We start from the raw sequence: 25,433 nt of genomic DNA on the forward strand, positions 1-25,433 counted from the left end.
TACGGACAGGGAGGAATAAAATGGTAGAAAAACGTTTCCAGCCGCTGGCGCGCGATGCCATGGCCTACGTTCTTGCCGGCGGACGAGGCAGCCGCCTGAAAGAACTGACCGACCGTCGTGCCAAGCCAGCCGTCTATTTCGGCGGCAAGACCCGGATCATCGATTTTGCGCTGTCAAACGCGCTCAATTCCGGCATCCGCCGCATCGGCGTCGCGACGCAGTATAAAGCGCACTCGCTGATCCGCCACATGCAGCGCGGCTGGAACTTCTTCCGCCCAGAGCGAAACGAAAGCTTCGATATCCTGCCGGCCTCGCAGCGCGTCTCGGAAACGCAATGGTATGAAGGCACCGCGGACGCCGTCTACCAGAACATCGACATCATCGAGCCTTACGGTCCGGAATATATGGTCATCCTCGCAGGCGACCATATTTACAAGATGGACTACGAATGGATGCTGCAGCAGCACGTCGATTCCGGTGCAGACGTCACCATCGGCTGCCTGGAAGTGCCGCGCATGGAGGCTGTCGGCTTCGGCGTCATGCATGTCGATGACAAGGACCGGATCATAGATTTCGTCGAGAAGCCGGCCGATCCGCCGGGCATCCCCGGCAATCCCGATTTTGCACTTGCCTCGATGGGCATCTACGTCTTCCACACGAAATTCCTGATCGAATGCCTGAAGCGCGATGCGGCCGACCCTAATTCCAGCCGCGACTTCGGCAAAGACATCATCCCCTACATCGTCAAGAACGGCAAAGCCGTGGCCCACCGCTTCGCCCAATCCTGCGTCCGCTCCGATTTCGAGCGCGAAGCATACTGGCGCGATGTCGGCACGATCGATGCTTATTGGCAGGCCAATATCGACCTGACCGCCGTGGTGCCGGAACTCGACATCTACGACAAGTCCTGGCCGATCTGGACTTATGCGGAAATCAGCCCACCGGCCAAATTCGTCCATGACGATGAAGACCGCCGCGGTTCGGCAGTTTCCTCCGTCGTTGCCGGCGATTGCATCATTTCCGGTGCCAGCCTCTACAACAGCCTGCTCTTTACCGGCGTGCGCGCCAATTCCTACTCCAAGCTGGAAGGTGCGGTCGTGTTGCCGAGCGTCAAGGTTGGCCGCCGGGCACAACTCAAGAATGTTGTCATCGACCATGGCGTGACCATTCCCGAAGGTCTGGTGGTCGGTGAAGATCCGGAACTGGATGCCAAACGCTGGCGCCGCACGGAAAGCGGCATCTGCCTCATTACCCAATCGATGATCGACAAGCTGGATCTGTAACCTATGAAGGTTCTCTCGGTTTCGTCCGAAGTCTTCCCCTTGATCAAGACAGGGGGTCTGGCCGATGTGGTCGGCGCCCTGCCTATTGCACTGAAGCCCTATGGCGTCGAAACCAAGACCCTCATCCCAGGCTATCCTGCGGTCATGAAAGCCATTCGCGATCCGGTTACCCGTCTGGAGCTTCCGGATCTTCTTGGCGAGGCAGCCACCATTCTAGAAGTCGAGCACGCGGACATTTCCTTCCTCGTGCTCGACGCACCGGCCTATTATAGCCGCACCGGCGGCCCCTATGTCGATGCGACAGGCAAGGACTATCCCGACAATTGGCGGCGTTTCGCCGCGCTGTCGCTGGCCGGCGCGGAAATTGCAGCTGGTCTCCTGCCCGGCTGGCGGCCGGATCTCGTTCATGCGCATGATTGGCAGTCGGCGCTGGTGCCGGTCTATATGCGCTATTATCCGACGCCGGAATTACCGAGCGTTCTCACCATCCATAACATCGCATTCCAGGGCCAGTTCGGCGCCGATATCTTCCCCGGCCTTCGTCTGCCGGCACATGCTTTCTCGGTGGAAGGCATTGAATATTACGGCGATGTCGGCTTCCTGAAAGGCGGGCTGCAGACGGCACATGCCCTGACCACCGTCAGCCCTTCCTATGCCGAGGAAATCCTGACCCCGGAATTCGGCATGGGCCTCGAAGGTGTCATCGCCAGCAAGGCCTACAATCTCTACGGCATCGTCAACGGCATCGACGACGACATCTGGAATCCGGCGACCGATCCGATGATCGCGCAAACCTATAGCGCGGCGACGCTGAAGGATCGCGCCATCAACCGCCATCGGGTCGTCGAGCATTTCGGCCTCGACGAGGATGATGGTCCGATCTTCTGCGTCGTCAGCCGCCTCACCTGGCAGAAGGGCATGGATATTCTGGCAGAGGTTGCGAGCGAGATCGTTCACATGGGCGGCAAGCTCGCAATTCTCGGCGCAGGCGACGCGGCGCTGGAGGGGGCGCTCTTTGCCGCAGCCGGTCGTCATCGCGGCCGTGTCGGCGTTTCGGCCGGCTACAACGAGCCCATGTCGCATCTGATGCAGGCCGGCTGTGACGCGATTATCATCCCCTCGCGTTTCGAACCCTGTGGTCTCACGCAGCTTTATGGCTTACGCTATGGCTGCCTGCCGATCGTTGCGCGAACGGGCGGGCTGAACGATACGATTATCGACGCCAACCACGCCGCGCTGCAGGCAAAAGTCGCGACCGGCATTCAATTTTCACCCGTCACCGCGGAGGGGCTGTTGCAGGCCATGCGCCGCGCAATGCACCTCTTCCAGGATCGAAAGGTCTGGACGCAGATGCAAAAGCAGGGCATGAAATCCGACGTATCCTGGGGCAGGAGCGCAGAACGCTATGTCGCTCTCTACTCCAGTCTAGTCTCGAGAGGCGCTTAACCCGATGATTAAAACCGTACCGACCACCCCCTACACGGATCAGAAACCCGGCACTTCGGGCTTGCGAAAGAAGGTTCCCGTATTCCAGCAGCCGAACTACGCGGAAAACTTCATCCAGTCGATTTTCGATTCGCTCGAAGGCTATCAGGGCAAGTGCCTGGTCATCGGCGGCGACGGCCGCTACTACAATCGCGAAGTCATCCAGAAGGCCATCAAAATGGCCGCTGCGAACGGTTTCGGCAAGGTGATGGTCGGCAAGGGCGGCATCCTCTCGACGCCCGCAGCTTCCAATATCATCCGCAAATACAAGGCGTTCGGCGGCATTATCCTGTCGGCCAGCCACAATCCCGGTGGTCCGACCGAAGACTTCGGCATCAAATACAACATCAGCAATGGCGGCCCAGCGCCCGAAAAGATCACCGACGCCATCTATGAGCGCTCCAGGGTGATCGACAGCTACAAGATCGCCGACTTCCCGGACATCAACCTCGACCGCATTGCCCGCGAGGATGTCGGCGGCATGATCGTCTCGGTCATCGACCCCGTCGAAGACTATGCGGCTCTCATGGAGGAGCTGTTTGATTTCGGCGCGATCCGCAACCTGATCAGCCTCGGCTTCCGCCTGAGCTTCGACGCGATGAGTGCCGTCACCGGCCCTTATGCCAAGGAAATCTTCGAGATACGCCTCGGCGCCCCGGACGGATCGGTGCGCAACTTCCTGCCGCTGCCGGATTTCGGCGGTCATCACCCGGACCCGAACCTTGTCTACTGCAAGGAGCTCTACGACGACATGATGAGCGACGATGCGCCCGATTTCGGCGCAGCATCGGACGGCGACGGCGACCGCAATCTCATCATCGGCAAGGGCATCTACGTCACCCCGTCCGACAGCCTGGCGATCCTGGCGGCCAACGCCAACCTCGCTCCCGGCTATTCGCATGGCATTGCCGGTATCGCCCGTTCGATGCCAACAAGCGGCGCGGCCGATCGCGTTGCCGAAAAACGCGGCGTCGGCATCTACGAAACGCCGACCGGCTGGAAGTTCTTCGGCAATCTGCTCGACGCGGGCATGGCAACGATCTGTGGCGAGGAAAGCTCCGGCACCGGCTCGAACCACGTTCGCGAAAAGGATGGCCTCTGGGCCGTGCTGCTCTGGCTGAACATCCTGGCCGTACGCGGCGAGAGCGTCATCGATATCGTGACGCAGCATTGGGCCACCTATGGCCGCAACTATTATTCCCGCCACGATTATGAAGGTGTCGACACAGACGCTGCCAACGGCCTGATTGCAGCGCTGCGCGAAAAGCTGCCGACCCTGCCGGGCACGAAAATCGGCGATCTCACCGTTTCCGCCGCCGACGACTTCGCGTACCACGACCCGGTCGACAAGTCGGTCAGCCAGCATCAGGGCATCCGCATCCTCTTCGAAGGCGGCTCCCGCGTGGTCTTCCGCCTCTCCGGCACCGGCACCACCGGCGCCACGCTGCGCGTCTATATCGAGCGTTACGAGCCCGATCCGACCCGTCACAATATCGAGACCCAGGAAGCGCTGGCCGATCTCATCACGGCTGCCCAGGAAATCGCCGACATCAAGGGCCGCACCGGCCGTGACGCGCCGACTGTGATTACCTGAGTTTTAGGTTTTAAGCTCCTTCTCCCCGCAATGCGGGGAGAAGGTGGCCAGGAGCAGCTGAACGAAGTGAAGCAGCGACTGGTCGGATGAGGGGCCTTCTCGAAATTCACCGCGACTGCATAATATGCCGAACGCTCTGCCCCTCACCCTAGCCTTCTCCCGGCAGGCGGGGAGAGGGAACAATCTCCAGCGATCCGGAAAGCCCGCGAGACATGTCAGAACCGACAACCCGCAGCCTTGGCGCGACCCTCACCGACTCGGGTGTTGAATTTGCCGTCTATTCCAGGCATGCCGAGCAAATAGACCTCTGTCTGTTCGACGGTGAGGGCCACAAGGAAATCGCGCGGCTTCCGCTCGCACGCGACGGCGATGAGCATCGACTCTTTGTTAGAGATGCCGGGGAAGGCACGCGCTACGGCCTGCGAGCCCATGGTTCATACTATCCCGACCAAGGCCTGTGGTTCGACCCCTCCAAACTGCTGGTCGACTCCTACGCTAAGGAAATAGACCGGCCGTTTCGCTATGATCCGCGCCTCGGCATCTTCGGCACGGACACGCAGGATCTGATGCCCAAGGCGATCGTCTCGCGCGATATCGCGGTAAAGCGAACCAAGCCTTTGTTTCAGCCGGGTGGCCTGATCTACGAAATCGCGGTAAAGCCCTTCACCATGCTGCATCCCGACGTGCCGGCGAAGCAGCGCGGCACGCTCGGCGCCCTCGCCCATCCCTCCATCATCGCGCATCTCAAGCGCCTGCAGGTGAACGCCGTCGAGTTGATGCCGATCACCGCATGGATCGACGAACGACATCTGCCGCCGCTCGGCCTCACCAATGGCTGGGGCTACAATCCGGTCGCCTTCATGGCGCTCGACCCGCGTCTTGTGCCCGGCGGCATGAAGGAATTGCGTGAGACGGTCGCTGCCCTTCACGCCGAAGGCATCGCGGTCATCGTCGATCTCGTCTTCAATCATACCGGCGAGAGCGACCGCCAGGGCCCGACGCTATCCTTGCGGGGCCTCGACAACCCCACTTATTTCCGCCACCTGCCGGACCAGCCTGGAACGCTGGTCAACGATACCGGCACGGGAAACACCGTCGCCTGCGATCAACCGGCAACGCGAAAGCTCATTATCGACAGCCTCACCCATTTTGTCCGCAATGCCGGCATCGACGGCTTCCGCTTCGATCTCGCCACCGTGCTGGGACGCAACGGCAAGGGCTTCGATCCGGAAAGCATGACGCTCCGCACCATGCTGGCGGACGAAGTGCTGCAGGATCGCATCATGATCGCCGAACCCTGGGACATCGGCCCCGGCGGCTATCAGCTCGGGAATTTCCCAGCACCTTTCCTCGAATGGAACGACCGCGCCCGCGACGACCTTCGCCGCTTCTGGCGCGGCGATGCCGGCATCGGCGCTCTGGCAACGATCCTTGCCGGCTCCTCCTCCATCTTCGGTCGTGATGGGCGCACGCAGACGCGCAGCGTCAACTTCCTCGCCGCCCATGACGGCTTCACGCTGATGGATCTCGTTTCCTACGAGAACAAGCACAATGAGGCCAATGGCGAGAACAATCGCGACGGCCACAACGAAAACTTCTCCTGGAACAACGGCATCGAGGGGAAAACGGACGATCAGGCGATCCAATCCAAGCGCCGCGCCGATATCGAGGCCATGCTGTCGACGCTTTTTGCCACACGCGGCACGATCATGCTGACCGCGGGCGATGAAGGCGGACGCAGCCAGCAGGGCAACAACAATGCCTATTGCCAGGACAACGCCATCACCTGGGTGGACTGGAAGCTGCTGGACGAGGAACTGATCGGCCATACCGCCTGGCTTGCCGGCCTCCGCCGCCGCTTCACGGCCTTTGGCGACATGAATTTCTTCCGCGGCGATGGCGACGTGCTTTGGTTCTCAAGCGCAGGGACGCCGATGACGGTACCGGATTGGGAGGCGCCGGGAGCGGCCGTGCTCGGCATGGCGCTACAGACAGAGGATCGTGCGACGGACCGCTCGACGCGGCTCGCCCTGGTCTTCAATCGCGCCGCAGACGAACGCGCCGTTGCATTGCCGGTTTCCGAAAGCGGCGGCTGGTCCCAGCTGACGACGGCAGGCAAAACCCTAGCCGGCGGGCAAATCACCATACCCGCCCGCTCTGTCGCATTCCTTCTGGAAAACTGATCGCGGTTGCACTTTCAGTCTCGATTCGCCAGAAAGGGTTTTGACGACACAGACTGACGAGGATGGCATGCCCGGCGAAATTTCGCTTGTTGAGATCATGAAATTGGTGGGAACGGAGATCGGCGTCTCCGACTGGATTGCCGTCGACCAGACGATGATCGACACCTTTGCCGATGCGACGCTCGATCACCAATTCATCCACGTCGATCCCGAGCGCGCCAAGGCGGAAACGCCCTATGGCGGCACGATTGCCCACGGCTTCCTGACACTCTCGCTGCTCTCGGCGATGAACTACAGCGCATTGCCGAAGATCCGCGAACAGATCTTGGGCATCAACTACGGCTTCGAGAAGATCCGCTTCATGTCGCCGGTCAAGTGCGGAGCGCGGGTGCGCGGCCGTTTTACGCTCGCCGAAACCCGGCTGCGCGGCGCCAATATGCTGATGCTGACCTATGATGTGACTGTCGAGATCGAAAACGAGCGCAAACCGGCGCTGACTGCGACATGGACGACCATATCGCAGTTCGACCCGAAGGATCGGCCCGAAGAGGCTTAAAGGCCCGCATCCTCCGCACCTTCGGCCAGAAGACCGAAGGCATAATCGGAGAAGGAGCGCCAGACCTCGACGCGGAATGTCTCCTCGTCGAGCCGCAAGATCACCACTTCCGCCTTGCCGAGCAGCGTGCGCGAGCAAGCGCCGACGGGGAATGCGCTCAGCGAAACATCCTGCGGGCAGCCGGCGGCAAGCGTTGCTTCCGCGCCGGGACCGGAGATGATGACCGCGGTATTGCGATGTGAGACATCGGTCGCCGAATGCAGCACGCCGGACGACGCAGCCACGCCGACCAGTTCGGCACCGTTTTCATCGATAACGAGCCATTCGTCCGGGCCGAGCCACAGGGCATGACGGCCATTGGCACTGGCCGAGGTCTTCGGGCGGATCGGTAGCTGAAGGCCGAGTGCCTGCGAAAGACCATGGACTAAATCCGCAGGCGCGCGCAGCGAAATGCGGCTTGCAGGAGCAGCTGGCGTCAGCCGGACGGTCGAGGAACCGCCGTGGCGGCCGGCGAGCGGCAGTTTGCGGGTAGCGAGATCAGCCATTGATCCGGCCTCCTTCCTTGTCAAAGAACACCAGATCCGTCACCTCGACGGCAATCGTCTTGTCGGGCATCGGCACATAGAGCGTCTTGCCCATGCGCTCGCGCCCGCCGGCAACCAGCGCGAAGGCGATGGAGCGGCCGAGATTTTCGGACCAATAGGAAGAGGTGACATGGCCGAGCATGGTCATCGGTTTCGGCTCATTCGGATCGGCAACGATCTGTGCGCCCTCCTCCAGCACCACCTTCGGATCGCGGGTGACGAGACCGACGAGCTGCTTGCGGCCTTCCTTGACCAGATCCTGCCGTTTCAGGCCGCGAATACCGACGAAATCGGTCTTCTTCTTGGAAACGGCCCAGGCAAGGCCGGCATCGTCAGGTGTCACCGTACCGTCGGTATCCTGGCCGACGATGATATAGCCCTTCTCGGCGCGCAGCACGTGCATGGTCTCTGTTCCGTAGGCGCAGGCGCCCAGCGGCTCAGCACGAGCCCAGACGGCTTCCCAGACCGACTGGCCATAGTCGGCCGGCACGTTGATTTCGTAGCCGACTTCACCGGTGAAGGAGACGCGGAACAGCCGGGCCGGCACGCCGCAGACCTTGCACTCGGCCACGCTCATATGCGGGAAGGCCTCGTTGGAAAGATCCTGACCCTCGACGAGCGGCTCGATGATCTCGCGTGCCTTCGGACCCTGCACGGCGATAACAGCCCATTGCTCGGTGGTCGAGGTCAGCCACACCTTCAGGTGCGGGAACTCGGTCTGCAGATAGTCTTCCATATGATGCAGCACGCGCGGCGCACCGCCCGTCGTGGTCGTCACATGGAAGCGATCCTCGGCAAGGCGCCCGACGACGCCATCGTCATAGACGAAGCCGTCCTCGCGGGTCATGATGCCGTAGCGGCAGCGGCCGGGCTTCAGCGTATCCCAGGCGTTGGTGTAGAGGAGGTTCAGGAATTCCGCCGCATCCGGCCCGACCACTTCGATCTTGCCGAGGGTGGAGGCATCGAACACGCCGGCCACTTCGCGCGCCGTACGGCATTCGCGATTGACGGCCTGATGCATGGTCTCGCCGGCACGCGGATAGAACCAGGCGCGCTTCCAATTGCCGACATCCTCGAAGATCGCGCCATGCGCCTCTTCCCAGGCATGCATCGGCGTCTTGCGGGCGGGATCGAAGAGTGCGCCGCGCGAATGGCTGATCAGCGTGCCGTAGGTAACGGGCGTATAGGGCGCACGGAAGGTGGTGAGACCGACCTGCGGAATATCCTTGCCGAGCATTTCGGCGGCAATTGCCAGGCCATGCATGTTGGATAGTTTGCCCTGGTCGGACGCCATGCCGTTGGTGGTGAAGCGCTTGATATGCTCGATGGAATGCATGCCCTCGCGCACGGCAAGACGAATATCCTTGGCGCAGACATCGTGCTGGAAATCGACGAAAGCCTTGGCATTCGTATCCGGTCCCGCACCTTCGGCAGCACCGATCATGCCGCCTGTCCATTCGAATGCCTGCTCGGCCTGGAGCTGAATCTTCTCACCACCATTGGTGCTGCCCGTGGCACGTGCCATCAGCTCACCGGCGGCAAGCGATTCCTCGATCGCGGCTTGCAGCCCATCCGTGCCGTTGCAGGCGCCGACCGAAAGGCAATCCTGAACATAGGTACCCGGCAGGAAGCGCTGCTTCTCGGTATCGAATTTCAGCTTGCCGCGCGATTGCGAAAAGAGATGAACGGAGGGCGTCCAGCCCGCCGAAACCAGCAGGGCATCCACCGGGATCTTGCGGGTTGCGGAGCTGCCGTTGCGCGAGACGGTCATGGAGGCGACGCGCAGCTTGCCTGATGTATCGACGACGGCATAGTCGGTCAGCACCTCGATGCCGAGCCGCTTTGCTTCGGCGAGAACCGCCTCGCCCGGACGCGCACGGCTGTCGACGATGACAGCGATGGAAACGCCGGCGCGCTTCAGATCGAAGGCGGCCTCATAGGCCGAATCATGCGCCGTGTAGATGCCGATCTTCGCTCCGACGGCGACGCCATAGTGGTTGAGATAGGCACGCGCCGCCGAAGCGAGCATGATGCCCGGACGATCGTTGTTCGGAAACACCATGTGGCGTTCGATCGCGCCTGTCGCCAGGATGGCGCGCTTGGCGCGGACCTGCCATAGGCGCTCGCGCGGCAAGTCGCGGCCGGGTTTGGCCAGATGGTCGGTCACGCGTTCGGCAAGGCCGAAGAAATTATGGTTGTAATAGCCGAAGGCGGTCGTGCGGGTCAGCACCTGGACATTCGGCATCGCCTTGAGCTTGGCGACGGTAGCCTGCGCCCACTCGTACCCTTCGGCGCCATCGATCTTGATGCCGGTATCGAAGCGGAGCGCGCCGCCAACCTCCGGCTGTTCGTCACAGAGGATGACCTTGGCGCCGGTTTCAGCCGCCGCGAGCGCCGCGGAAAGACCGGCGACGCCGGCACCGACGACCAGAACGTCGCAATGGGCGTAACGGCCGGCATAGTGATCCGGATCCTCTTCCGTCGGCGCAACGCCGAGGCCGGCAGCACGGCGGATGAAGGGCTCGTAAATATGCTTCCAGGCCGACTTCGGCCACATGAAGGTCTTGTAGTAGAAGCCGGCGGCAAAGAAGGGCGACATCAGATTGTTGACGCCACCGATATCGAAGGCGAGCGACGGCCAGCGGTTCTGCGACTGAGCCTTCATGCCGTCGAAAACTTCCTGCACGCTGGCACGTACGTTCGGCTGTCGCCGCGCCGCATCGCGCGAGATGTCGAGCAGTGCGTTCGGCTCTTCGGCTCCAGCCGAGAGGATACCGCGCGGGCGGTGATACTTGAAGGACCGGCCGACGAGATGAACGCCGTTGGCAAGCAGCGCCGAGGCGACAGTATCGCCTTCGAGCGCGGTATAGGTCTTGCCGTCAAAAGTGAAGCGAGCGGTTCTGGCAGGCGTCAGACGTCCCTTGCCCGCGATACGATTGGCGCCGCTCATTCAGCAAATCCCTCTGTTGGTGCCGTCTTTTCTTGTTCGTTCTGTTGCTGCGTCACCGGTTCGGCCGCGCCGGGCTTGAGCGTCGCCGGATCCGGCTTCGGTTCGCCGGCCTTGTAGGTTCGGTAGAAGTGATCGCTCACCGTATCGCGCGCCGCATTGAAGAAGCGGCCGCAGCCATGGATGTGCCGCCAGCGCTCGAAGATTAGCCCCTTCGGGTTGTCGCGCAGGAAGAAATATTCCTCGAATTCCTCGTCCGAGATCCCGGCAATATTGGCCGGCCGCACGATATGCGCGTCGCCGGCGTTGCGGAATTCGAGTTCCGAACGCTCTTCCTCGCAATAGGGGCAGTAAATCAGCAGCATTGTTTTCTACCTGTGTTAAAGCTCGGAGCCTGTAAGGCTTGTGCCGGGAGGCTGCGCGCAAAGCTGCCGCCCCATGATGACGAAAGGTGTTATGCGCTTCAGCAGCGCCTCCAGCGATCCATAGGGCTTCAGCACATTGGTCATCCCCAGATTGACCAGGCTCATGCCCAGCAGATCGGTGTCGATCGCAAACGCCCTGGTCGCTTCGGGCGTCTGGTCCGGCACGAAATAGACCGCCGGCGTGTTCAAGACCTTGGCGCAGGCAATCACACCGCTTTCGGCCACGAAGGGCCAGTCGGCCTCATCCTTTGCCTTGTGGATCACCTGCATGCGAAAATCCTTGACCCCCGGAATAAGATCGCTGACTTCGGTCGTGACCGCTCCGACCGGCAGGGAAAGCCCTGCGGCAAGAACGATCCCGACCGCGGCCGACATCAGTGTGCCACGGCGGCTGCCGCCGCCTCATCGATCAGACGGCCAGTGCGGAAGCGATCCAGCGTCAGGCCGGCATTGAACTTATGCGGCTCGTCGCGGGCAATCAGATGGGCAAAAAGATTGGCCGAACCCGGCGTCGCCTTGAAACCACCGGTGCCCCAGCCGCAATTCACATAGAGCCCGGGTACCGGCGTCTTCGACTGGATTGCCGAACGATCCGGCGTATTGTCGACGATGCCACCCCAGGAGCGCATCATCTTCACGCGACGGAACATCGGGAACAGTTCGCAAATCGCATCCAGCGTATGGGTGATGATCTGCAGGCCGCCCGTCTGACTGTATGAATTATATTGATCCGTGCCGGCGCCGATGACGAGCTCGCCCTTGTCGGACTGCGAGATATAGGCGTGCACCGTGTTCGACATGACGACGCAGGGGAAGATCGGCTTCAGCGGTTCGGAGACGAGCGCCTGCAGCGGGCTCGATTGCAAAGGCACGCGCACGCCGGCCATCTGCATGACGACGGTGGTATGCCCGGCTGCGGAAACGCCGACCTTCTTGGCGCCGATGAAGCCCTTGCTCGTATCGACGCCGGTCACACGGCCATCAGGCCCGCGGCGAATGCCGGTCACTTCGCAATTCTGGATGATGTGGACGCCGCGATCGGAAGCGGCGCGCGCAAAGCCCCAGGCGACCGCATCGTGACGCGCCGTGCCGCCGCGACGCTGCAGGGCAGCGCCGTTGATCGGATAGCGCGCCGTCTTCGAAATATCGAGCGGCGGGCAATAAGCCTTAGCCTGCTCGGGCGTCAGCCATTCATTGTCGATGCCATAGAGACGGTTGGCATGGATATGCCGCTTGAAGGACTGCTGATCATGCACATTGTGCGACAGCATCATCACGCCGCGCGGCGAATACATGACATTGTAATTGAGATCCTGAGACAGCCCTTCCCAGAGCTTCATCGAATGCTCGTAGATGTGCATGCTCTCTTCATAGAGATAGTTCGAGCGGATGATGGTCGTGTTACGGCCGGTATTGCCGCCGCCGAGCCAGCCCTTTTCGATCACCGCGACATTGGTGATGCCGTGCTCCTTGGCGAGATAGTAGGCCGCACCCAGGCCATGACCGCCGGCGCCGACGATGATGACGTCATACTCCTTGCGCGGCTCCGGCGAGGTCCATTGAGCCTCCCAGCCCTTGTGAGCCCGCATCGCTTCCCGTGCCACGGCAAAAACCGAGTATTTACGCATTCGCCCTCAACTCCTTCAGGCAGGACGCCCATCTTTATGGGGCATACAAATCGCAAATCCAAAACCGACACAACGGCTCTTTTGCGACGCATTCAGCACCGTCTTTCGACACGGTTAAAATTGCCGCCTTCCCGCCTGCCCCGCTTACGACCTCTTAGCCGATTATTTGCGCTGCAGATGGCAGACCTTCACGCGCCCGCCATGACCGTCCTTGCGCCAGACGCATCCCTCTTTTCGCGGCTTTCCATTGTAGAGATAAATTCTCGCACGATGTTTGCTGTCGTAGGTCTGATTGGAAAAATCATGGCCACCGATGCGCACATTCTTACCAAAACGCACTTCGCCGGCTGTGGCAGGCGCAAACACCGCAGTCAGTACTACAAGGTTGAGCGCGAGCGCAGCAAGCGCTTTCCCAACAGCGACAAAGCGATGCGATTGCATAAAGTGATTCCCTCTCGTTTCGGACGACTGCTCGAATCCCGCGCAGCTCGCGAATGATTCTGATCCGAAATGCTCACACAAGCATGTCAGTGCCGCAAAGATCGGGATCTGCCAATCCCTCTTCCAAGCGCCTTCGTGAAAGCGCAGCAGGTATCGCCGGCTCAATTCAGCCCTCGACAACTAGCTTTTTCCTCTGCAAACTCACGATCTGGCTAGACTTTGACAAACCGATCTGCTATCCCGCCTCCCAATCGCAAGGCCGTGGCCGCGCGAACGTTATATTTTTGCCTCCTGGCGCTGCCGTCGCCGCTGGCATCAACCAAACCAAAGGAACGTGATTCTCGTGCAGGTACTTGTCCGCGATAACAATGTCGACCAGGCTCTCCGCGCTCTCAAGAAGAAGATGCAGCGCGAAGGTATTTTCCGCGAAATGAAGATGCGCGACTACTATGAAAAGCCGTCGCAGAAGCGTGCTCGCGAGAAGGCTGAAGCTGTTCGTCGCGTTCGCAAGCTTGCTCGCAAGCGCGCTCAGCGCGAAGGCCTTGTTGCCAAGTAATCGCCGTTTTTTCGACGTTTTCAGATGCATGTGTGGCGGGGGCGAGTCGTTCGCCGCCGCCTTTTTGATTTATTCTCTACGCAAATCGGATTAAATCAGAACAGCCTGATATGACGCATGGAGAAAGCGAACCCGATAATGGCAATGACGACTTCCGTAAAGTTCCGCACTTCGAACCTCTCTTTACCCGTTTCGAAGCGCGCCGCGGTGCTGCCTGCTTTGGCGATACTTGCCGCGATCAGCCTTTCCGGCTGCCAGACGGCTACGACCGATAATGTGATCCAGATCGACAAGGCTCAGGGCTCGTCCGAAAATATCGCCTCGCTGACGTCAGTCATCAATGCCAATCCGCAGGATCCGGAAGGCTACAATGTGCGCGGCACAGCCTATGGCCGCGGCGGCGATTTCAATCGCGCTCTTGCCGATTTCAATCAGGCGCTCCAGCTCAATCCGAAATTCTACCAGGCCTATGCCAACCGCGCGCTCATCTATCGCAACATGGGCAAGCTGCCGGAAGCGGTCGCGGACTATAATGCGGCGCTGCAGATCAACTCGAACTACGACGTCGCCTATATCGGCCGCGGCAACCTCTACCGTCAGTCCGGCCGCGACAACGACGCCTTCAACGATTATTCGAAGGCCATCAGCCTCGGGACGACGGATGGCCGCGCCTATAACGGCCGAGGTGTGATCTACCAGAAGCGCAATCAGCAGGATAAGGCGATCGACGATTTCTCCAAGGCGATCTCGCTGTCGCCGAACTCGCCGGAGCCTTACAACAGCCGCGGCATCTCCTATCTTGCGCAGAACGACGACGACAACGCGTTTGCCGATTTCAACCATGCGATCGAGCTGAACAACAAGCTCGCCGAATCCTGGGCAAACCAGGCATTCGTCTATGAGCGAAAAGGCGACAAGGCGAAGGCCCGCCGCTCCTATCAGCATGCGGTTAACCTCGATCCCAACTATCAGCCGGCCAGAGACGGTCTGGCACGTGTCGGCGCCGGCGCCTGAGACGGGGCATATCGCAGTAAAGATATCCAGCCGCCGGCAATCCCTGCCCGGCGGCTTTTCTTTGCCCTGGTCTTCGATTTTGCGCATGTCGTTATTGCAAAACCACTGCACACTTTTGCGCGACGTGCTGTAGTCTCGGGCTCATCCGTTCAAGCGAGACAAAGACATGCCCTCCCCGCAGAAAATCATCGTCATCGGCGCCGGCATCATCGGCGCTTCCATCGCCTGGCATCTGAGCCGCAGGGGCGCGTCGGTAACGGTGGTCGCACAGCAGATCGGCGGCGTTGCCACCCCGAACTCCTTCGCCTGGATCAATGCCAGCTGGGGCAATCCGGAATTCTACTTCCGTGTCCGTCATCGCTCGATGACAGAGTGGTCGAGACTGAAGGCTGATCTGCCTGACATCCCTCTATCTTGGTGCGGTGGCCTCAGCTGGGATCTTCCCGAGCCGGAGCTGGATGCCTATGCGGCGCAGCACCATGGCTGGGGCTATGGCATACAGCCGGTCAACCGGGCGACGAGTGCGATGCTCGAACCGAATCTGGCCAATCCACCCGACTATGCTCTGCACGTCGCGGAAGAAGGCGCGGTCGAACCCGTTGCCGCCGCCAAACTGCTGCTGGAAGATGCCCGCCGTCGGGGGGCGATCCTGTCATCCAGTGTCGAAGTCAAAGGTCTGCTGAGGCAGGGCGAGCGGGTCGTCGGCATCGAAACGAGCGAAGGGCCGATGCACGCCGATCATGTCGTTCTGGCTGCCGGTGCAGGCACGGCAGCGCTTGCCGCCTCGGCGGATATTCTTGTGCCGCTTGAAACACCTCCGGGGCTCATCGTCCATTCCCAACCCGTAGGGAAAATGTTGAACGGCTTGGTGATGGCACCGGAACTGCATCTGCGCCAAACGGCGGAAGGACGAATCATAGCCGGCGGCGACTTCGGCGGCACCGATCCCGGCGATAATCCTCAAGCGGCTGCCGATGCGCTCTTCGCCAAGGTCAGAGCAACATTGAAAGGCGGCGAGGCGCTGGAGCTCGACTTCCACACCCTCGGCTACCGCCCGACGCCGAAGGACGGCCTGCCGGTCCTCGGCAATATCGGTGGGGCACCCGGCCTCTACTTCGCAGTTCTGCACTCCGGCGTTACGCTCGCACCGCTCGTCGGCCAGCTCGCGGCGCAGGAAATCGTCGATGGCAGCGAAGCGCACGAGCTTGCGCCGTTCCGGCTCTCTCGCTTTTCCTAGCTTGAGAATGAGGCGGTCAGCGCAACTGCAGGGATGCGTTGCCACAGTCGTAAATACCCGAGATCGCTTACGATTTCGCAATAATGACTTTTCAGATGTTGCAAGGAAAATTACCGAGCCCTAACATGGCGCTTCTGGAGCATGTAGCTCGGATCGGGGCACGGGGGCGCTTGGCATGATGACCAATACCATTCTATTTGCGTTTGCCGGCGCGTCATATCCTCATCGAGGCACGATCGGTTGATCGCTTCATGAGAAAGCCGCATTTTCCGAAAGCGTCGATTGGTGCCTATCTGATCGCCATCGCTCTGGCGATTGCCTTGCCCATTCTCGCCTTCGTCGCGCTGCTTCTGGTTCAGCTCGAAAATAATGAGCGCGATGTGCTGAAGGGGGACACCGTTCAGGATGCGCAGGCGCTTTCGCGCGTCATCGATCGCCAATTGCAGGACATGGCGACGACATTGCGTCTCCTGTCTTCCTCGCCGGAACTCGAACGCAACGACATTGCCACCTTCTTCGCCCGCACGGAAACGGTCCTGCGCACCGATTCGCTCTTCGTGCTGCTCATGGAAAAGGATGGCCAGCTTCGGCTGAATACCCGCTGGCCGTTTGGAAAACCGCTCGGCAAGACCGGTAACATTGCAGCGCTGCAATCGGCGCTGAACTCCGGCCGCATCGAGGCATCCGACGTCTTCATGGGGACCAACGCCCGCCGCTGGGTCTATAACGTCACCCTGCCCCTCGAACATTCGCCAGCCGGCGCCGCTTTGGCTGTCACCCAGGATGCCGACGAGCTCGCCAAGCTCGTGACGACGCAAGCCCTGCCGCCCGGCTGGTCCGCAGCGGTTGTGGATAAATCCGGCCATGTCGTTGCCGCTGGCGGCCCGACGACCCTTGCTCCGGGAGACACGTTCAACAAGGATATTCTGCCGAAACTGATCGCATCCAGCGGTGTCTACCAGGATGAAAAGACCCTCCCGAATGCGGTGCTCGGCTATGCGCAAATCTCCGGCTGGTCATGGAAAGCCGTCGTTTGGGGACCGATCGCGTCCGCACAGCAGTCGCTGATGAGCACCTGGCGATTCCTGATCTATGGCGGGGTGACGCTGCTGCTGATCGCGCTGATCGCCGTCTATGCGCTGGCGCGCCAGGTGCGCACGACCATCCAGAGCATAGCCGACATGGCAGACCGCATGGGTCGAGGCGAAATCGTGTCGCCAGTTGACACCAGCGTTATCGAGGCAAACCAGGTGGCCATTGCGCTTTCCAACGCATCCTTCGACCGCAGCGTCACGGAGGATCGGCTGCATTTCGTCATGCACGAGCTTGTCCACCGCACCAAGAATCTGTTGGCACTCGCCCAGGCGATGACACGCCAGCTCGCACGGCAGACGGATAGCGTCGATACCTTCCAGCGGGCGGTCGCCGACCGCCTGGAAGGCCTGGCACGCTCGATCGAGGTCCTGACCAGCGAACAATGGTCCGGCGTGTCGCTGCGCCGCGTGATCGACATTCATCTAGCGACCTTCCTGCAGGGACCTCAGCAGCTCGACGTCCTCGGCAACGACTTCCTCTTGAAGCCGGAAGCGGTGCAGAATCTCGGCCTGATCCTGCACGAGCTTGCCACCAATTCGGTCAAATATGGCGCGCTTTCCGCACCAGACGGCAAGATCACCATCGAATGGACGAACGAAGTTGCTGAAACCGGCACCATGATCCGCTTCGCCTGGAGCGAAACCGGCGGTCCCAAAGTCAAACCGCCCAGCGTGACCGGCTTCGGCACGACCGTCACGAAAACGCATGCCGCGGCATCCTTCAGCGGTCATGTCGAGGTCGATTTCCGTCCGGCCGGACTTGTCTGGATACTGACTGCACCGCGCAACATGATGGAGCGTCAAAGGACCTAAGAGCAGTTCCAGCAAAAGTGCGAAGCGATTTTGCGTCCGGAACGGCGTAAAACAAGAAGATAGAGCGTTTTCGCGATTCGAAGAAAAGCAGAGTTGCTCTAAGAGAGGAAACACCGCCCTTGCGGGTGCAGCGGCAGCTTACTCGTTCATTGCCTTGACGATGTCCTCGGTCACCTTCTTGGCGTCGCCCAGAAGCATCATCGTGCCATCCTTATAGAACAGCGTGTTGTCGATGCCGGCATAGCCGGAGCCCAGCGAACGCTTGACGAAAAGGCAGGTCTTCGCCTTGTCGACATCGAGGATCGGCATGCCGTAGATCGGCGAGGTCTTGTCGTCGCGCGCCGCCGGATTGGTGACGTCGTTGGCGCCGATGACGTAGGCGACATCGGCCTGAGCGAATTCCGAATTGATGTCCTCGAGCTCGAAGACTTCATCATAGGGTACGTTGGCTTCGGCGAGCAGCACGTTCATATGGCCCGGCATGCGGCCGGCAACGGGATGAATGGCATATTTGACCTCGACGCCATGTGCCTTCAGCCTGTCAGCCATTTCGCGCAGCGCATGCTGGGCCTGCGCCACCGCCATGCCGTAGCCGGGCACGATGATGACCTTGGAGGCATTCGCCATCAGGTAGGCGGCATCCTCGGCCGAGCCGAGCTTCACGGTCTTGTCGGAATTATCAGCTCCGCCCGAGGCCGTCTCGCCGCCAAAACCACCGAGAATGACTGAGATGAAGGAGCGGTTCATGCCCTTGCACATGATGTAGGACAAGATCGCACCCGAGGATCCCACAAGCGCGCCGGTGATGATGAGCGCGAGATTGCCGAGCGTGAAGCCGATGCCGGCGGCGGCCCAGCCGGAATAGGAGTTCAGCATCGACACGACAACGGGCATATCGGCGCCGCCGATCGGCACGATCAAAAGTACGCCGAGCGCCAGCGACAGCAGCACGACAGCCCAGAAAGCGAAATGGCTCTCGCTCGCCGCCAGGCTGATGATGAAGAACACGATGAGTACGAGCAGAGCAGCATTGATGACATGCCGGTTCGGCAGCAGGATCGGCTTGCCGGACATGCGCCCGTCGAGTTTCAGGAAGGCGATGATCGAACCGGTGAATGTGAGCGCGCCGATCGCGACACCGATCGCCATCTCGATGCGAGCCTCGGTGTGAATGTACCCGATCTCGCCGATACCGAAAGAGGATGGCGTATAGAGCGCCGAAGCGGCGACGAGGACAGCCGCAAGACCGACCAGCGAATGGAAACCTGCCACGAGCTGCGGCATCGAGGTCATCGGAATGACGCGCGCGATATAGGCACCCGCTCCGCCGCCGATGGCAAGGCCAAGGATGATCAGCACGAAGCCGCCGAAGGATGGCGTCGCCAGCACTAGCGTGGTGGCGATGGCAATGCCCATGCCGATCATGCCGTAGAGATTGCCGCGCCGGCTGGTGGCCGGATGCGACAGGCCGCGCAGCGCCAGGATGAAGAGCACACCGGAGACGAGATAGAGGAAAGCCGCGATATTGCTCAGCATGCCGCTCTCACTTGTCCTTCTTCTTGTACATCGCCAGCATGCGCTGGGTGACAAGGAAGCCGCCGACGATATTGACCGAAACGAGAACCAGCGCCACGAAACCGAAGCCGGTGGCGAGACCGCTCGCGGAGATGCCCACGGCCAGCAGCGCACCGACGACGATGACCGAGGAGATGGCGTTCGTCACCGCCATCAGCGGCGTATGCAGGGCCGGCGTCACCGACCATACGACATAGTAGCCGACGAAGATCGCCAGCACGAAAATCGCGAACTGGAAGACGAAGGGATCGATTGCCCCACCTGTTGCCGCGCTCACAGTCTCCGGGGCCTGCGCTGCGGCTGAAGTGACGGCGTTAACGGCATCATGCAGTTGCTGCAGTGCCTGGTCCATCGCTTGACTGGCCATCTCAGAGATCTCCCTTCTTGATCGTCGGCTGGTCGGGGTCGACGAAGTTCGGGTTCACGACCTCGCCGCCATCGGTCAGCATCGTCGCCTTGATCAGTTCATCGGTCCGGTTGACGGCGAGGCTCTTCGTATCCTTGTCGACCATCGTCTCCAGAAAAGTCACGAGGTTCTTCGCATAGAGAGCCGATGCGCTGGCCGCGATCCGGCCGGCCATGTTGGGATAGCCGACCACCCGGACGCCTTCGACCTCGGCGACCTTGCCATACTCGGCGCCCTCGATATTGCCACCGCGCTCGACCGCGAGATCGACGGCAACCGCACCTGGGCGCATCGCCTTCAGCATGTCGCGGCTGATGAGGCGCGGCGCCGGCCGGCCGGGGATCAGCGCCGTGGTGATGATAATGTCCTGTTTGGCGATATGATCGGCAACGAGAGCAGCCTGCTTGGCTTGATACTCCTTCGACATTTCCTTGGCATAGCCGCCGGCGGTCTCCGCCGCCTTGAATTCCTCGTCCTCGACGGCAATGAATTTTGCTCCGAGCGAGGCGACCTGTTCCTTCGCAGCCGGACGAACATCGGTCGCCGAGACCTGTGCGCCGAGACGCCGCGCGGTCGCGATCGCCTGCAGGCCGGCAACCCCTGCCCCCATGATGAACACTTTCGCCGCCGGCACCGTCCCCGCCGCCGTCATCATCATCGGCAGCGCCCGATCATAGACGGCTGCGGCCTCGATGACGGCTTGATAGCCGGCGAGGTTTGCCTGCGACGACAGGACGTCCATCGACTGCGCACGGGTGATGCGCGGCATCAACTCCATAGCGAAACCCGTCAACCCCGCGCGCGCCATCGCGGCAAGCGCTGCCTCATTGCCATAGGGATCCATGATAGCGATAATGATCGCGCCGCTCTTGTAGCCGGCGATTTCTCTGGTCGTCGGCCGCCGGACCTTGAGCACGACATCCGCCGCCTTGGCATCCTTGACGGAGCCGATGCGGGCTCCGGCAGCTTCATATTCGGCATCCGGGATGCGCGACAAAACACCCGCACCAGCCTCGATCACGACATCGAAACCGAGGCTCCTCATCTTCTTTACCGTCTCGACGGACGCCGCAACACGCGTCTCCTCCGCCACGCTTTCCTTGGCCACGAAAACCAGATTGCTCAACGACGACACCTCGCATCAGACGGCGCCGCTCCTGCATGCGGCGGCGCTGTAGCCTGCAGAATCATGGGAAAGCGCGGGAGATCGGCCCGCCATCTGTCAGCGCTGTTATATCAGCGCAACAGGACGACGCTGGCGATGGTCAGAACGATGAATATCAGGACGCCGCCGAGAAAGCCGGCATGACCGAAGAAACCGGCCGCCATGGCGATCAACAGGGCCGCAACGATCGCAGACCCAACTTTGGCGCCCGAGATGAAAAGATTGTAGGTCTTCTCGTGCTCCTTGTAGTCCATGGGAGCACCCACTTCAGCAGGTCCAGTGTGATGTTCGGCCATTCAGAAATCTCCCCTCAATCCTCTCCCCAGACAGACGATCTAGACTGCCGGCCGGAGTTCATCCTCAAAAGGTGCAATATCTTATAAGAGAGATACCGCAACCAATTTTCCTCTACCGAGGCGTTACACAAAGCGAGGAAAAATGCAATGCACGAGAAGGTCGCAGGTGGTGCGGGCCGATCGAATTGCCGGAGGATTCCAAATGCCAGGGGACTGCAGCGCCGCCGCCAACTATCGGACGGTCTCGGGCGAGAAGAGCCTGCCGGCTCCCAGCTGCCGTCTATCGAGGCTGGCGACCTTCTCGGCGACTTGCTCTGGGGCTATCGGAGGGGAAAATACATAGCCCTGGATGATATCCGCCAAGTTCCGCTCGACGACCAATGCCAGTTGCTCCAGCGTCTCGACACCTTCGATCACGACATGCAGGCTGAGGGCGCGGGAAAGATCGACGATGCCGCATAGCAGCTTGAAACGGCGGCTGTCCGTCGTGATGTCGCGAACGAAAGACCGGTCGATCTTCACGACATCCACCGGCAGCGTATCGAGGTAACTGAGGCTGGAAAATCCCGTTCCGAAATCGTCGATCGCAATCGTGATACCCCTAGCCCGGAAATCCGCGAGAATGGAGCGGACGGTTGCTACCTCGTCCATCAGGCAGCTTTCGGTAACTTCGAGATGCAGGCGGGAGGGCTCAAGTCCCGACGTCTCGAGCGCCGCGATCACGATTTTGACAATCTCGTCATTGCGCAGATCCTGCGCCGAGAGATTGACTGAAACGGCGAGTGGCGCAGGCCATGAAACGCAATCGCGGCAAGCACGATCGACCATGAAGCGAGTGATGCCGGCAACGATGCCCATCTCCTCGGCAAGCTGCACGAAAAGATCAGGCGGAATTGAGCCCTTTTCCGGGTGAATCCAGCGCGCGAGCGCCTCGCAGCATTCGATGCGCGAGCCATCCGGCGTGTACATCGGTTGGTAGACGGCTTGAAGCCTGCCGGCCTCGACCGCCTCGCGCAGGTCGTCCTTCAGCGTCTGCCGCTCGACATAGCGTGCGTCCATCTCCTGCTCGAAGGCGCTGCAGCCGCCCTTCATCCGTGATTTTGCCTCGAAGAGAGCGAGATCGACCTTGATCTGCCACTCCTCTGGGCGAAATTCCCGGCCGGGCATGGTCATATACCCGCCACTGACGGAAACCCGAAAGCTGCTGTCCTCCGCATCATAGGTGCCGGCCATTGCCGCATGCAGGGCGCGGATGCGGCCATCGATATCCGGAACATCGTCCTCATTCGGAAAGAACAGCACGAATTGATCGCCGACGAGACGAGCGACAAGCGCTGTCGTGCCGGCAAGCGCCTTCAAACGCTCGGCTACCGCAACCAGCAGACGGTCCCCGGCAACATGCCCCTTGATATCGTTGACGTGTTTGAAATCGTCGATATCCAGAACAAGGATGCCGATGCGGCTTTCCCGGTTGCGCGCAGCCAGCCTTTCCTTGATCTGGTCCACGAAATATTCACGGTTCGGTAGCCCGGTCAAAGGGTCGTACCGCACCATATGTAGGATCTTGCGTTCAGCGCGAATACGCACCGTCACGTCTTCAAAGATCAGGATGACGATTCCATCGGCACGCCGGCTGGCCGAAAATTCCAGGAACTGATCCTCATTGAATTGAATGAGGGTTCGGGAAAGCGTGCCGCTGACGAGTTGGGCCAACTGCCGCTGAATGAGCCCGGGAAGTGATCCGTCGATGAAGGCGTGACGGGCGCCATAACGTAGAACGACGTCGAATTCGCAATCCTTGAGCCGCTGCGGATCGGCGAAATTTAGGAGCTCGCAGGCTTTGCGATTGACGACCAGAATCCGGTTTTGGGCGTCCAGCATGAACAGCCCGTGGGGCATGTTGTTGAGCGCGGTGTCGAACCTGTCGGCCATCAACGATATCTCGCGGGAGGCGACAATGTTCCTGTAGAGGAATTCGCGCATGCCATTTGCCATCGCACGCGTCGTCAGCCCGAACGGGATGAGCATGAGGGAGGCGATTCCCTTGTAGAGTTCCTGCGACAACAGGCAGGCGATGACAATCGGCACGCAGCAGGCCAGAATCTGAAGATCGACCGCACGAGGTGAGCCGTAGTTACGGCCGACGATCGACACCATGGACGCCATGGTGACGGCGACGCAGATGAATTCCGCCAGCGGATCGCGCAGGATGAGGATGGCATAGCCGCTTCCGATGCCAAGAATGGCGGCGGTGGCCGCGGCGCCGACAACATAGCGCGTTTCCCAGCTGGCTATATCGGCGCGCGTAAAGCCATTCTTGTCGGCTGCGTCGAACTGCCGGAAAAAATTGATCCGTAAGCCGAAGACGACGGCAAACGCCACGCAAAAGGCCAGATAGATGCCGGCATCTGTGCTCAGAAAAACGAGGACATATATGAGGATATGAACGAATACGCCTGTAACGAGCGTTTTCCGGTTTCCGAAAAGCGAACTGACAAACGACAGATAAATATCCGTCGGCACGGTGTCCGGGCTTGGAGGCTTCATTCAGACTTCCCCTGATGCGGCGGACACCGTAGTGGAAACCCTTTAAAATTTACTTGCCCGAACTGAGCCCGTCCGGAAAGATTTTTCACTCAAAGCGGCAGTTTAAATGGAAGCTCGACTGTGTCCAGCATCACACTGGGATAATGATTCTCGGTACACGCTCACGTTGATATGATGTTAGACCACTAATAAAGGAAACGATATATCGCCGAAGACTTATGAAATACAATTATAGCTTGCCTGCCCGCTGTTGGATCATCATGAAGGTATCGAAGGTATACTCGGAAAGCTGCATCCACAGATAGGCATCCTTCTTATAGGCGACCTGGTCCTCGTAAATGCGCTTGAAATAATCATTGGATTTCGAGAGATCGGCATAGAGCGCGCCGGCTGCCTGGAAACAGGCCTCCATGATCTCCTGGCTGAAGGGCCTGAGCGTCACACCTTGTGTCACGATTTCCTTCAGCGCCTGCGGATTTTTGACGTCGTATTTCGCCAGCATGTTGGTGTTGGCGAAGGCGCATGCATCGCCGAGAATTGCCTGATAAGGCTTCGGCAGGGCATTCCATTTTTCCAGGTTGAAAAAGGCATGCACCACGGCGCCGCCCTCCCACCAGCCAGGATAATAATAATACTTCGCGATCTTTTGCAGCCCCAGCTTCAGGTCGTCATAGGGTCCGACCCATTCGGCCGCATCGACGGTGCCCTTGCTCAGCGCGTCGTAGACGCCGTTGACCGCGATATCCTGCTGCGGCACGACTCCGATCTTCTCGATCACCTTGCCGGCCAGACCGGCAATGCGCATTTTCAGACCCTTGAGATCGTCGAGCGTATTGATTTCCTTGCGAAACCAGCCGCCCATCTGCGCGCCGGTGTTGCCTGCGGGAAGCCCCAAGATGCCCTGTGTGGCATAGAATTCGTTCATCAGCTTGTTGCCGTTGCCCTGGTAGAACCATGCGTTGGTCAGCCGGGCATTGAGGCCGAAGGGCAGCGCCGTGCCGATGGCATAGGTTGGATCCTTTTGCCAGAAATAATAGGAGCAGGTGTGCGCGGCATCGACGGCGCCGGCGCTGACCGCATCGGCCGCCTGTGCGCCGGGAATGATCTCACCGGCCTCATAGGTCTGGATGAGGAAATTGCCGTTGGTCGCGTCTGAAACATGCGCGGCAATATCCTCCGCGCCGCCATAGATCGTGTCCAGGCTCTTGGGGAAGGAGGAGGTCATCTTCCAGGTGATCTTCGGATATTCCTGGGCAAGGGCCGGGGTCGCAAGCGCAGAAGCGGCGGCACCTGCGCCAACGGCTCCTGCCCGCCTGATGAAGGAACGGCGATCCATCGAATTCTCCCATACGGACGGCATTGCTGAGGAGCGGCACGCTCCCGTCACGGCGCAAGCGATGGAACTAACCACGCCGCAGCCAGTCTTTCAAGTTAGCTCTCTTGCACCGCATTATGGCGATTCCTGTACATCCGCATGACGAAGAGAAACAAAGCCTTATGGATGCCGCTGCACGTTGCTGCCTGCGCCGTCTTCGCGTAGATTCGTGACGTGGATAACAGCCTTTGGATTGACATCATGATCGTCCAGAGGTCCTACCATACAA

General features: G+C 60.3%; 21 protein-coding genes. 9 read left to right on the forward strand and 12 right to left on the reverse strand.

The window, feature by feature from the left end:
* Positions 1-20: 20 nt before the first annotated feature.
* From glgC to AC13RE_RS07500, 5 genes are all read left to right on the forward strand, one after another.
* Positions 21-1,283 carry a glucose-1-phosphate adenylyltransferase gene (glgC, locus tag AC13RE_RS07480; protein WP_132717553.1) on the forward strand — a complete coding sequence of 421 codons (1,263 nt, stop codon included), beginning with the start codon at positions 21-23 and terminating at the stop codon, positions 1,281-1,283.
* A gap of 3 nt (positions 1,284-1,286) precedes the next feature.
* Positions 1,287-2,729, forward strand: coding sequence for a glycogen synthase GlgA (gene glgA / locus AC13RE_RS07485; RefSeq protein WP_488562459.1), 1,443 nt, complete (start codon positions 1,287-1,289; stop codon positions 2,727-2,729).
* Positions 2,730-2,733: 4 nt separating this feature from the next.
* Complete coding sequence (locus tag AC13RE_RS07490; RefSeq protein ID WP_488562460.1) at positions 2,734-4,362, forward strand: alpha-D-glucose phosphate-specific phosphoglucomutase; 1,629 nt, start codon at positions 2,734-2,736, stop codon at positions 4,360-4,362.
* 212 nt (positions 4,363-4,574) lie between these two features.
* A complete protein-coding gene (gene glgX, locus AC13RE_RS07495; RefSeq protein WP_488562461.1) occupies positions 4,575-6,545 on the forward strand; it encodes a glycogen debranching protein GlgX in 1,971 nt (656 codons plus the stop codon).
* A 67-nt stretch (positions 6,546-6,612) separates the two neighbouring features.
* On the forward strand, positions 6,613-7,101 hold the full coding sequence (locus tag AC13RE_RS07500) for a MaoC family dehydratase (protein ID WP_488562557.1): 489 nt from the start codon (positions 6,613-6,615) through the stop codon (positions 7,099-7,101).
* Here AC13RE_RS07500 and AC13RE_RS07505 read toward each other — a convergent pair.
* The 6 genes from AC13RE_RS07505 to AC13RE_RS07530 all read right to left on the reverse strand — a co-directional run bounded on the left by AC13RE_RS07505 (position 7,098) and on the right by AC13RE_RS07530 (position 13,306).
* Entirely contained in the window at positions 7,098-7,646 is a 549-nt protein-coding gene (locus AC13RE_RS07505; protein WP_488562462.1) for a sarcosine oxidase subunit gamma, read from the reverse strand. The genes AC13RE_RS07500 and AC13RE_RS07505 overlap by 4 nt on opposite strands.
* Entirely contained in the window at positions 7,639-10,635 is a 2,997-nt protein-coding gene (locus AC13RE_RS07510) for a sarcosine oxidase subunit alpha (RefSeq protein ID WP_488562463.1), read from the reverse strand. Before AC13RE_RS07510 ends, AC13RE_RS07505 begins: the two co-directional genes overlap by 8 nt.
* A complete protein-coding gene (locus AC13RE_RS07515; protein WP_015341124.1) occupies positions 10,632-10,997 on the reverse strand; it encodes a sarcosine oxidase subunit delta in 366 nt (121 codons plus the stop codon). The genes AC13RE_RS07510 and AC13RE_RS07515 overlap by 4 nt, the downstream gene beginning before the upstream one ends.
* A gap of 15 nt (positions 10,998-11,012) precedes the next feature.
* Positions 11,013-11,432: a hypothetical protein gene (locus AC13RE_RS07520; RefSeq protein ID WP_488562464.1), complete on the reverse strand. Its 420-nt coding sequence runs from the start codon at positions 11,430-11,432 to the stop codon at positions 11,013-11,015.
* Positions 11,432-12,685 (reverse strand): sarcosine oxidase subunit beta family protein, encoded by a 1,254-nt coding sequence (locus AC13RE_RS07525; RefSeq protein WP_113230790.1) that lies wholly within the window; start codon positions 12,683-12,685, stop codon positions 11,432-11,434. Before AC13RE_RS07525 ends, AC13RE_RS07520 begins: the two co-directional genes overlap by 1 nt.
* 162 nt (positions 12,686-12,847) lie before the next feature.
* Positions 12,848-13,306 (reverse strand): hypothetical protein, encoded by a 459-nt coding sequence (locus AC13RE_RS07530; RefSeq protein WP_488562465.1) that lies wholly within the window; start codon positions 13,304-13,306, stop codon positions 12,848-12,850.
* Positions 13,307-13,469: 163 nt separating this feature from the next.
* Between AC13RE_RS07530 and rpsU the strand changes: the two genes are divergently transcribed.
* From rpsU to AC13RE_RS07550, 4 genes are all read left to right on the forward strand, one after another.
* A complete protein-coding gene (gene rpsU, locus AC13RE_RS07535) occupies positions 13,470-13,682 on the forward strand; it encodes a 30S ribosomal protein S21 (protein ID WP_004117638.1) in 213 nt (70 codons plus the stop codon).
* Positions 13,683-13,820: 138 nt separating this feature from the next.
* Positions 13,821-14,696 (forward strand): tetratricopeptide repeat protein, encoded by an 876-nt coding sequence (locus tag AC13RE_RS07540; protein WP_488562466.1) that lies wholly within the window; start codon positions 13,821-13,823, stop codon positions 14,694-14,696.
* A gap of 166 nt (positions 14,697-14,862) precedes the next feature.
* Positions 14,863-15,933, forward strand: a complete 1,071-nt coding sequence (locus tag AC13RE_RS07545; protein ID WP_488562467.1) for an NAD(P)/FAD-dependent oxidoreductase — start codon at positions 14,863-14,865, stop codon at positions 15,931-15,933.
* A 251-nt stretch (positions 15,934-16,184) separates the two neighbouring features.
* Entirely contained in the window at positions 16,185-17,840 is a 1,656-nt protein-coding gene (locus AC13RE_RS07550; protein WP_132717565.1) for a sensor histidine kinase, read from the forward strand.
* A 138-nt stretch (positions 17,841-17,978) separates the two neighbouring features.
* On the opposite strand, the gene AC13RE_RS07555 is transcribed toward AC13RE_RS07550, so the two are convergent.
* From AC13RE_RS07555 to AC13RE_RS07580, 6 genes are all read right to left on the reverse strand, one after another.
* Entirely contained in the window at positions 17,979-19,373 is a 1,395-nt protein-coding gene (locus AC13RE_RS07555; RefSeq protein WP_132717729.1) for an NAD(P)(+) transhydrogenase (Re/Si-specific) subunit beta, read from the reverse strand.
* 10 nt (positions 19,374-19,383) lie between these two features.
* Positions 19,384-19,782: an NAD(P) transhydrogenase subunit alpha part 2 gene (locus AC13RE_RS07560; protein WP_488562468.1), complete on the reverse strand. Its 399-nt coding sequence runs from the start codon at positions 19,780-19,782 to the stop codon at positions 19,384-19,386.
* A 1-nt stretch (position 19,783) separates the two neighbouring features.
* Complete coding sequence (locus AC13RE_RS07565) at positions 19,784-20,947, reverse strand: Re/Si-specific NAD(P)(+) transhydrogenase subunit alpha (protein ID WP_488562469.1); 1,164 nt, start codon at positions 20,945-20,947, stop codon at positions 19,784-19,786.
* A 110-nt stretch (positions 20,948-21,057) separates the two neighbouring features.
* A complete protein-coding gene (locus AC13RE_RS07570; RefSeq protein WP_041677669.1) occupies positions 21,058-21,282 on the reverse strand; it encodes an aa3-type cytochrome c oxidase subunit IV in 225 nt (74 codons plus the stop codon).
* A gap of 231 nt (positions 21,283-21,513) precedes the next feature.
* Complete coding sequence (locus tag AC13RE_RS07575) at positions 21,514-23,829, reverse strand: putative bifunctional diguanylate cyclase/phosphodiesterase (RefSeq protein ID WP_488562470.1); 2,316 nt, start codon at positions 23,827-23,829, stop codon at positions 21,514-21,516.
* Positions 23,830-24,058: 229 nt separating this feature from the next.
* Positions 24,059-25,165 carry a TRAP transporter substrate-binding protein gene (locus AC13RE_RS07580; protein WP_488562471.1) on the reverse strand — a complete coding sequence of 369 codons (1,107 nt, stop codon included), beginning with the start codon at positions 25,163-25,165 and terminating at the stop codon, positions 24,059-24,061.
* Between the last annotated feature and the right edge of the window lie 268 nt (positions 25,166-25,433).

It is taken from the genome of Martinezella sp. CNPSo 3959, assembly GCF_057784355.1.

What these genes read in the sequence shown, in the direction of transcription:
- glgC (WP_132717553.1), top strand. Translation starts at nt 21, where the DNA reads ATGGTAGAAAAACGTTTCCAGCCGCTGGCGCGCGATGCCATGGCCTAC.
- glgA (WP_488562459.1), top strand. Translation starts at nt 1,287, where the DNA reads ATGAAGGTTCTCTCGGTTTCGTCCGAAGTCTTCCCCTTGATCAAGACA.
- AC13RE_RS07490 (WP_488562460.1), top strand. Translation starts at nt 2,734, where the DNA reads ATGATTAAAACCGTACCGACCACCCCCTACACGGATCAGAAACCCGGC.
- glgX (WP_488562461.1), top strand. Translation starts at nt 4,575, where the DNA reads ATGTCAGAACCGACAACCCGCAGCCTTGGCGCGACCCTCACCGACTCG.
- AC13RE_RS07500 (WP_488562557.1), top strand. Translation starts at nt 6,613, where the DNA reads ATGCCCGGCGAAATTTCGCTTGTTGAGATCATGAAATTGGTGGGAACG.
- AC13RE_RS07505 (WP_488562462.1), bottom strand. Translation starts at nt 7,646, where the DNA reads ATGGCTGATCTCGCTACCCGCAAACTGCCGCTCGCCGGCCGCCACGGC.
- AC13RE_RS07510 (WP_488562463.1), bottom strand. Translation starts at nt 10,635, where the DNA reads ATGAGCGGCGCCAATCGTATCGCGGGCAAGGGACGTCTGACGCCTGCC.
- AC13RE_RS07515 (WP_015341124.1), bottom strand. Translation starts at nt 10,997, where the DNA reads ATGCTGCTGATTTACTGCCCCTATTGCGAGGAAGAGCGTTCGGAACTC.
- AC13RE_RS07520 (WP_488562464.1), bottom strand. Translation starts at nt 11,432, where the DNA reads ATGTCGGCCGCGGTCGGGATCGTTCTTGCCGCAGGGCTTTCCCTGCCG.
- AC13RE_RS07525 (WP_113230790.1), bottom strand. Translation starts at nt 12,685, where the DNA reads ATGCGTAAATACTCGGTTTTTGCCGTGGCACGGGAAGCGATGCGGGCT.
- AC13RE_RS07540 (WP_488562466.1), top strand. Translation starts at nt 13,821, where the DNA reads ATGGCAATGACGACTTCCGTAAAGTTCCGCACTTCGAACCTCTCTTTA.
- AC13RE_RS07545 (WP_488562467.1), top strand. Translation starts at nt 14,863, where the DNA reads ATGCCCTCCCCGCAGAAAATCATCGTCATCGGCGCCGGCATCATCGGC.
- AC13RE_RS07550 (WP_132717565.1), top strand. Translation starts at nt 16,185, where the DNA reads ATGAGAAAGCCGCATTTTCCGAAAGCGTCGATTGGTGCCTATCTGATC.
- AC13RE_RS07560 (WP_488562468.1), bottom strand. Translation starts at nt 19,782, where the DNA reads ATGGCCAGTCAAGCGATGGACCAGGCACTGCAGCAACTGCATGATGCC.
- AC13RE_RS07570 (WP_041677669.1), bottom strand. Translation starts at nt 21,282, where the DNA reads ATGGCCGAACATCACACTGGACCTGCTGAAGTGGGTGCTCCCATGGAC.
- AC13RE_RS07575 (WP_488562470.1), bottom strand. Translation starts at nt 23,829, where the DNA reads ATGAAGCCTCCAAGCCCGGACACCGTGCCGACGGATATTTATCTGTCG.
- AC13RE_RS07580 (WP_488562471.1), bottom strand. Translation starts at nt 25,165, where the DNA reads ATGGATCGCCGTTCCTTCATCAGGCGGGCAGGAGCCGTTGGCGCAGGT.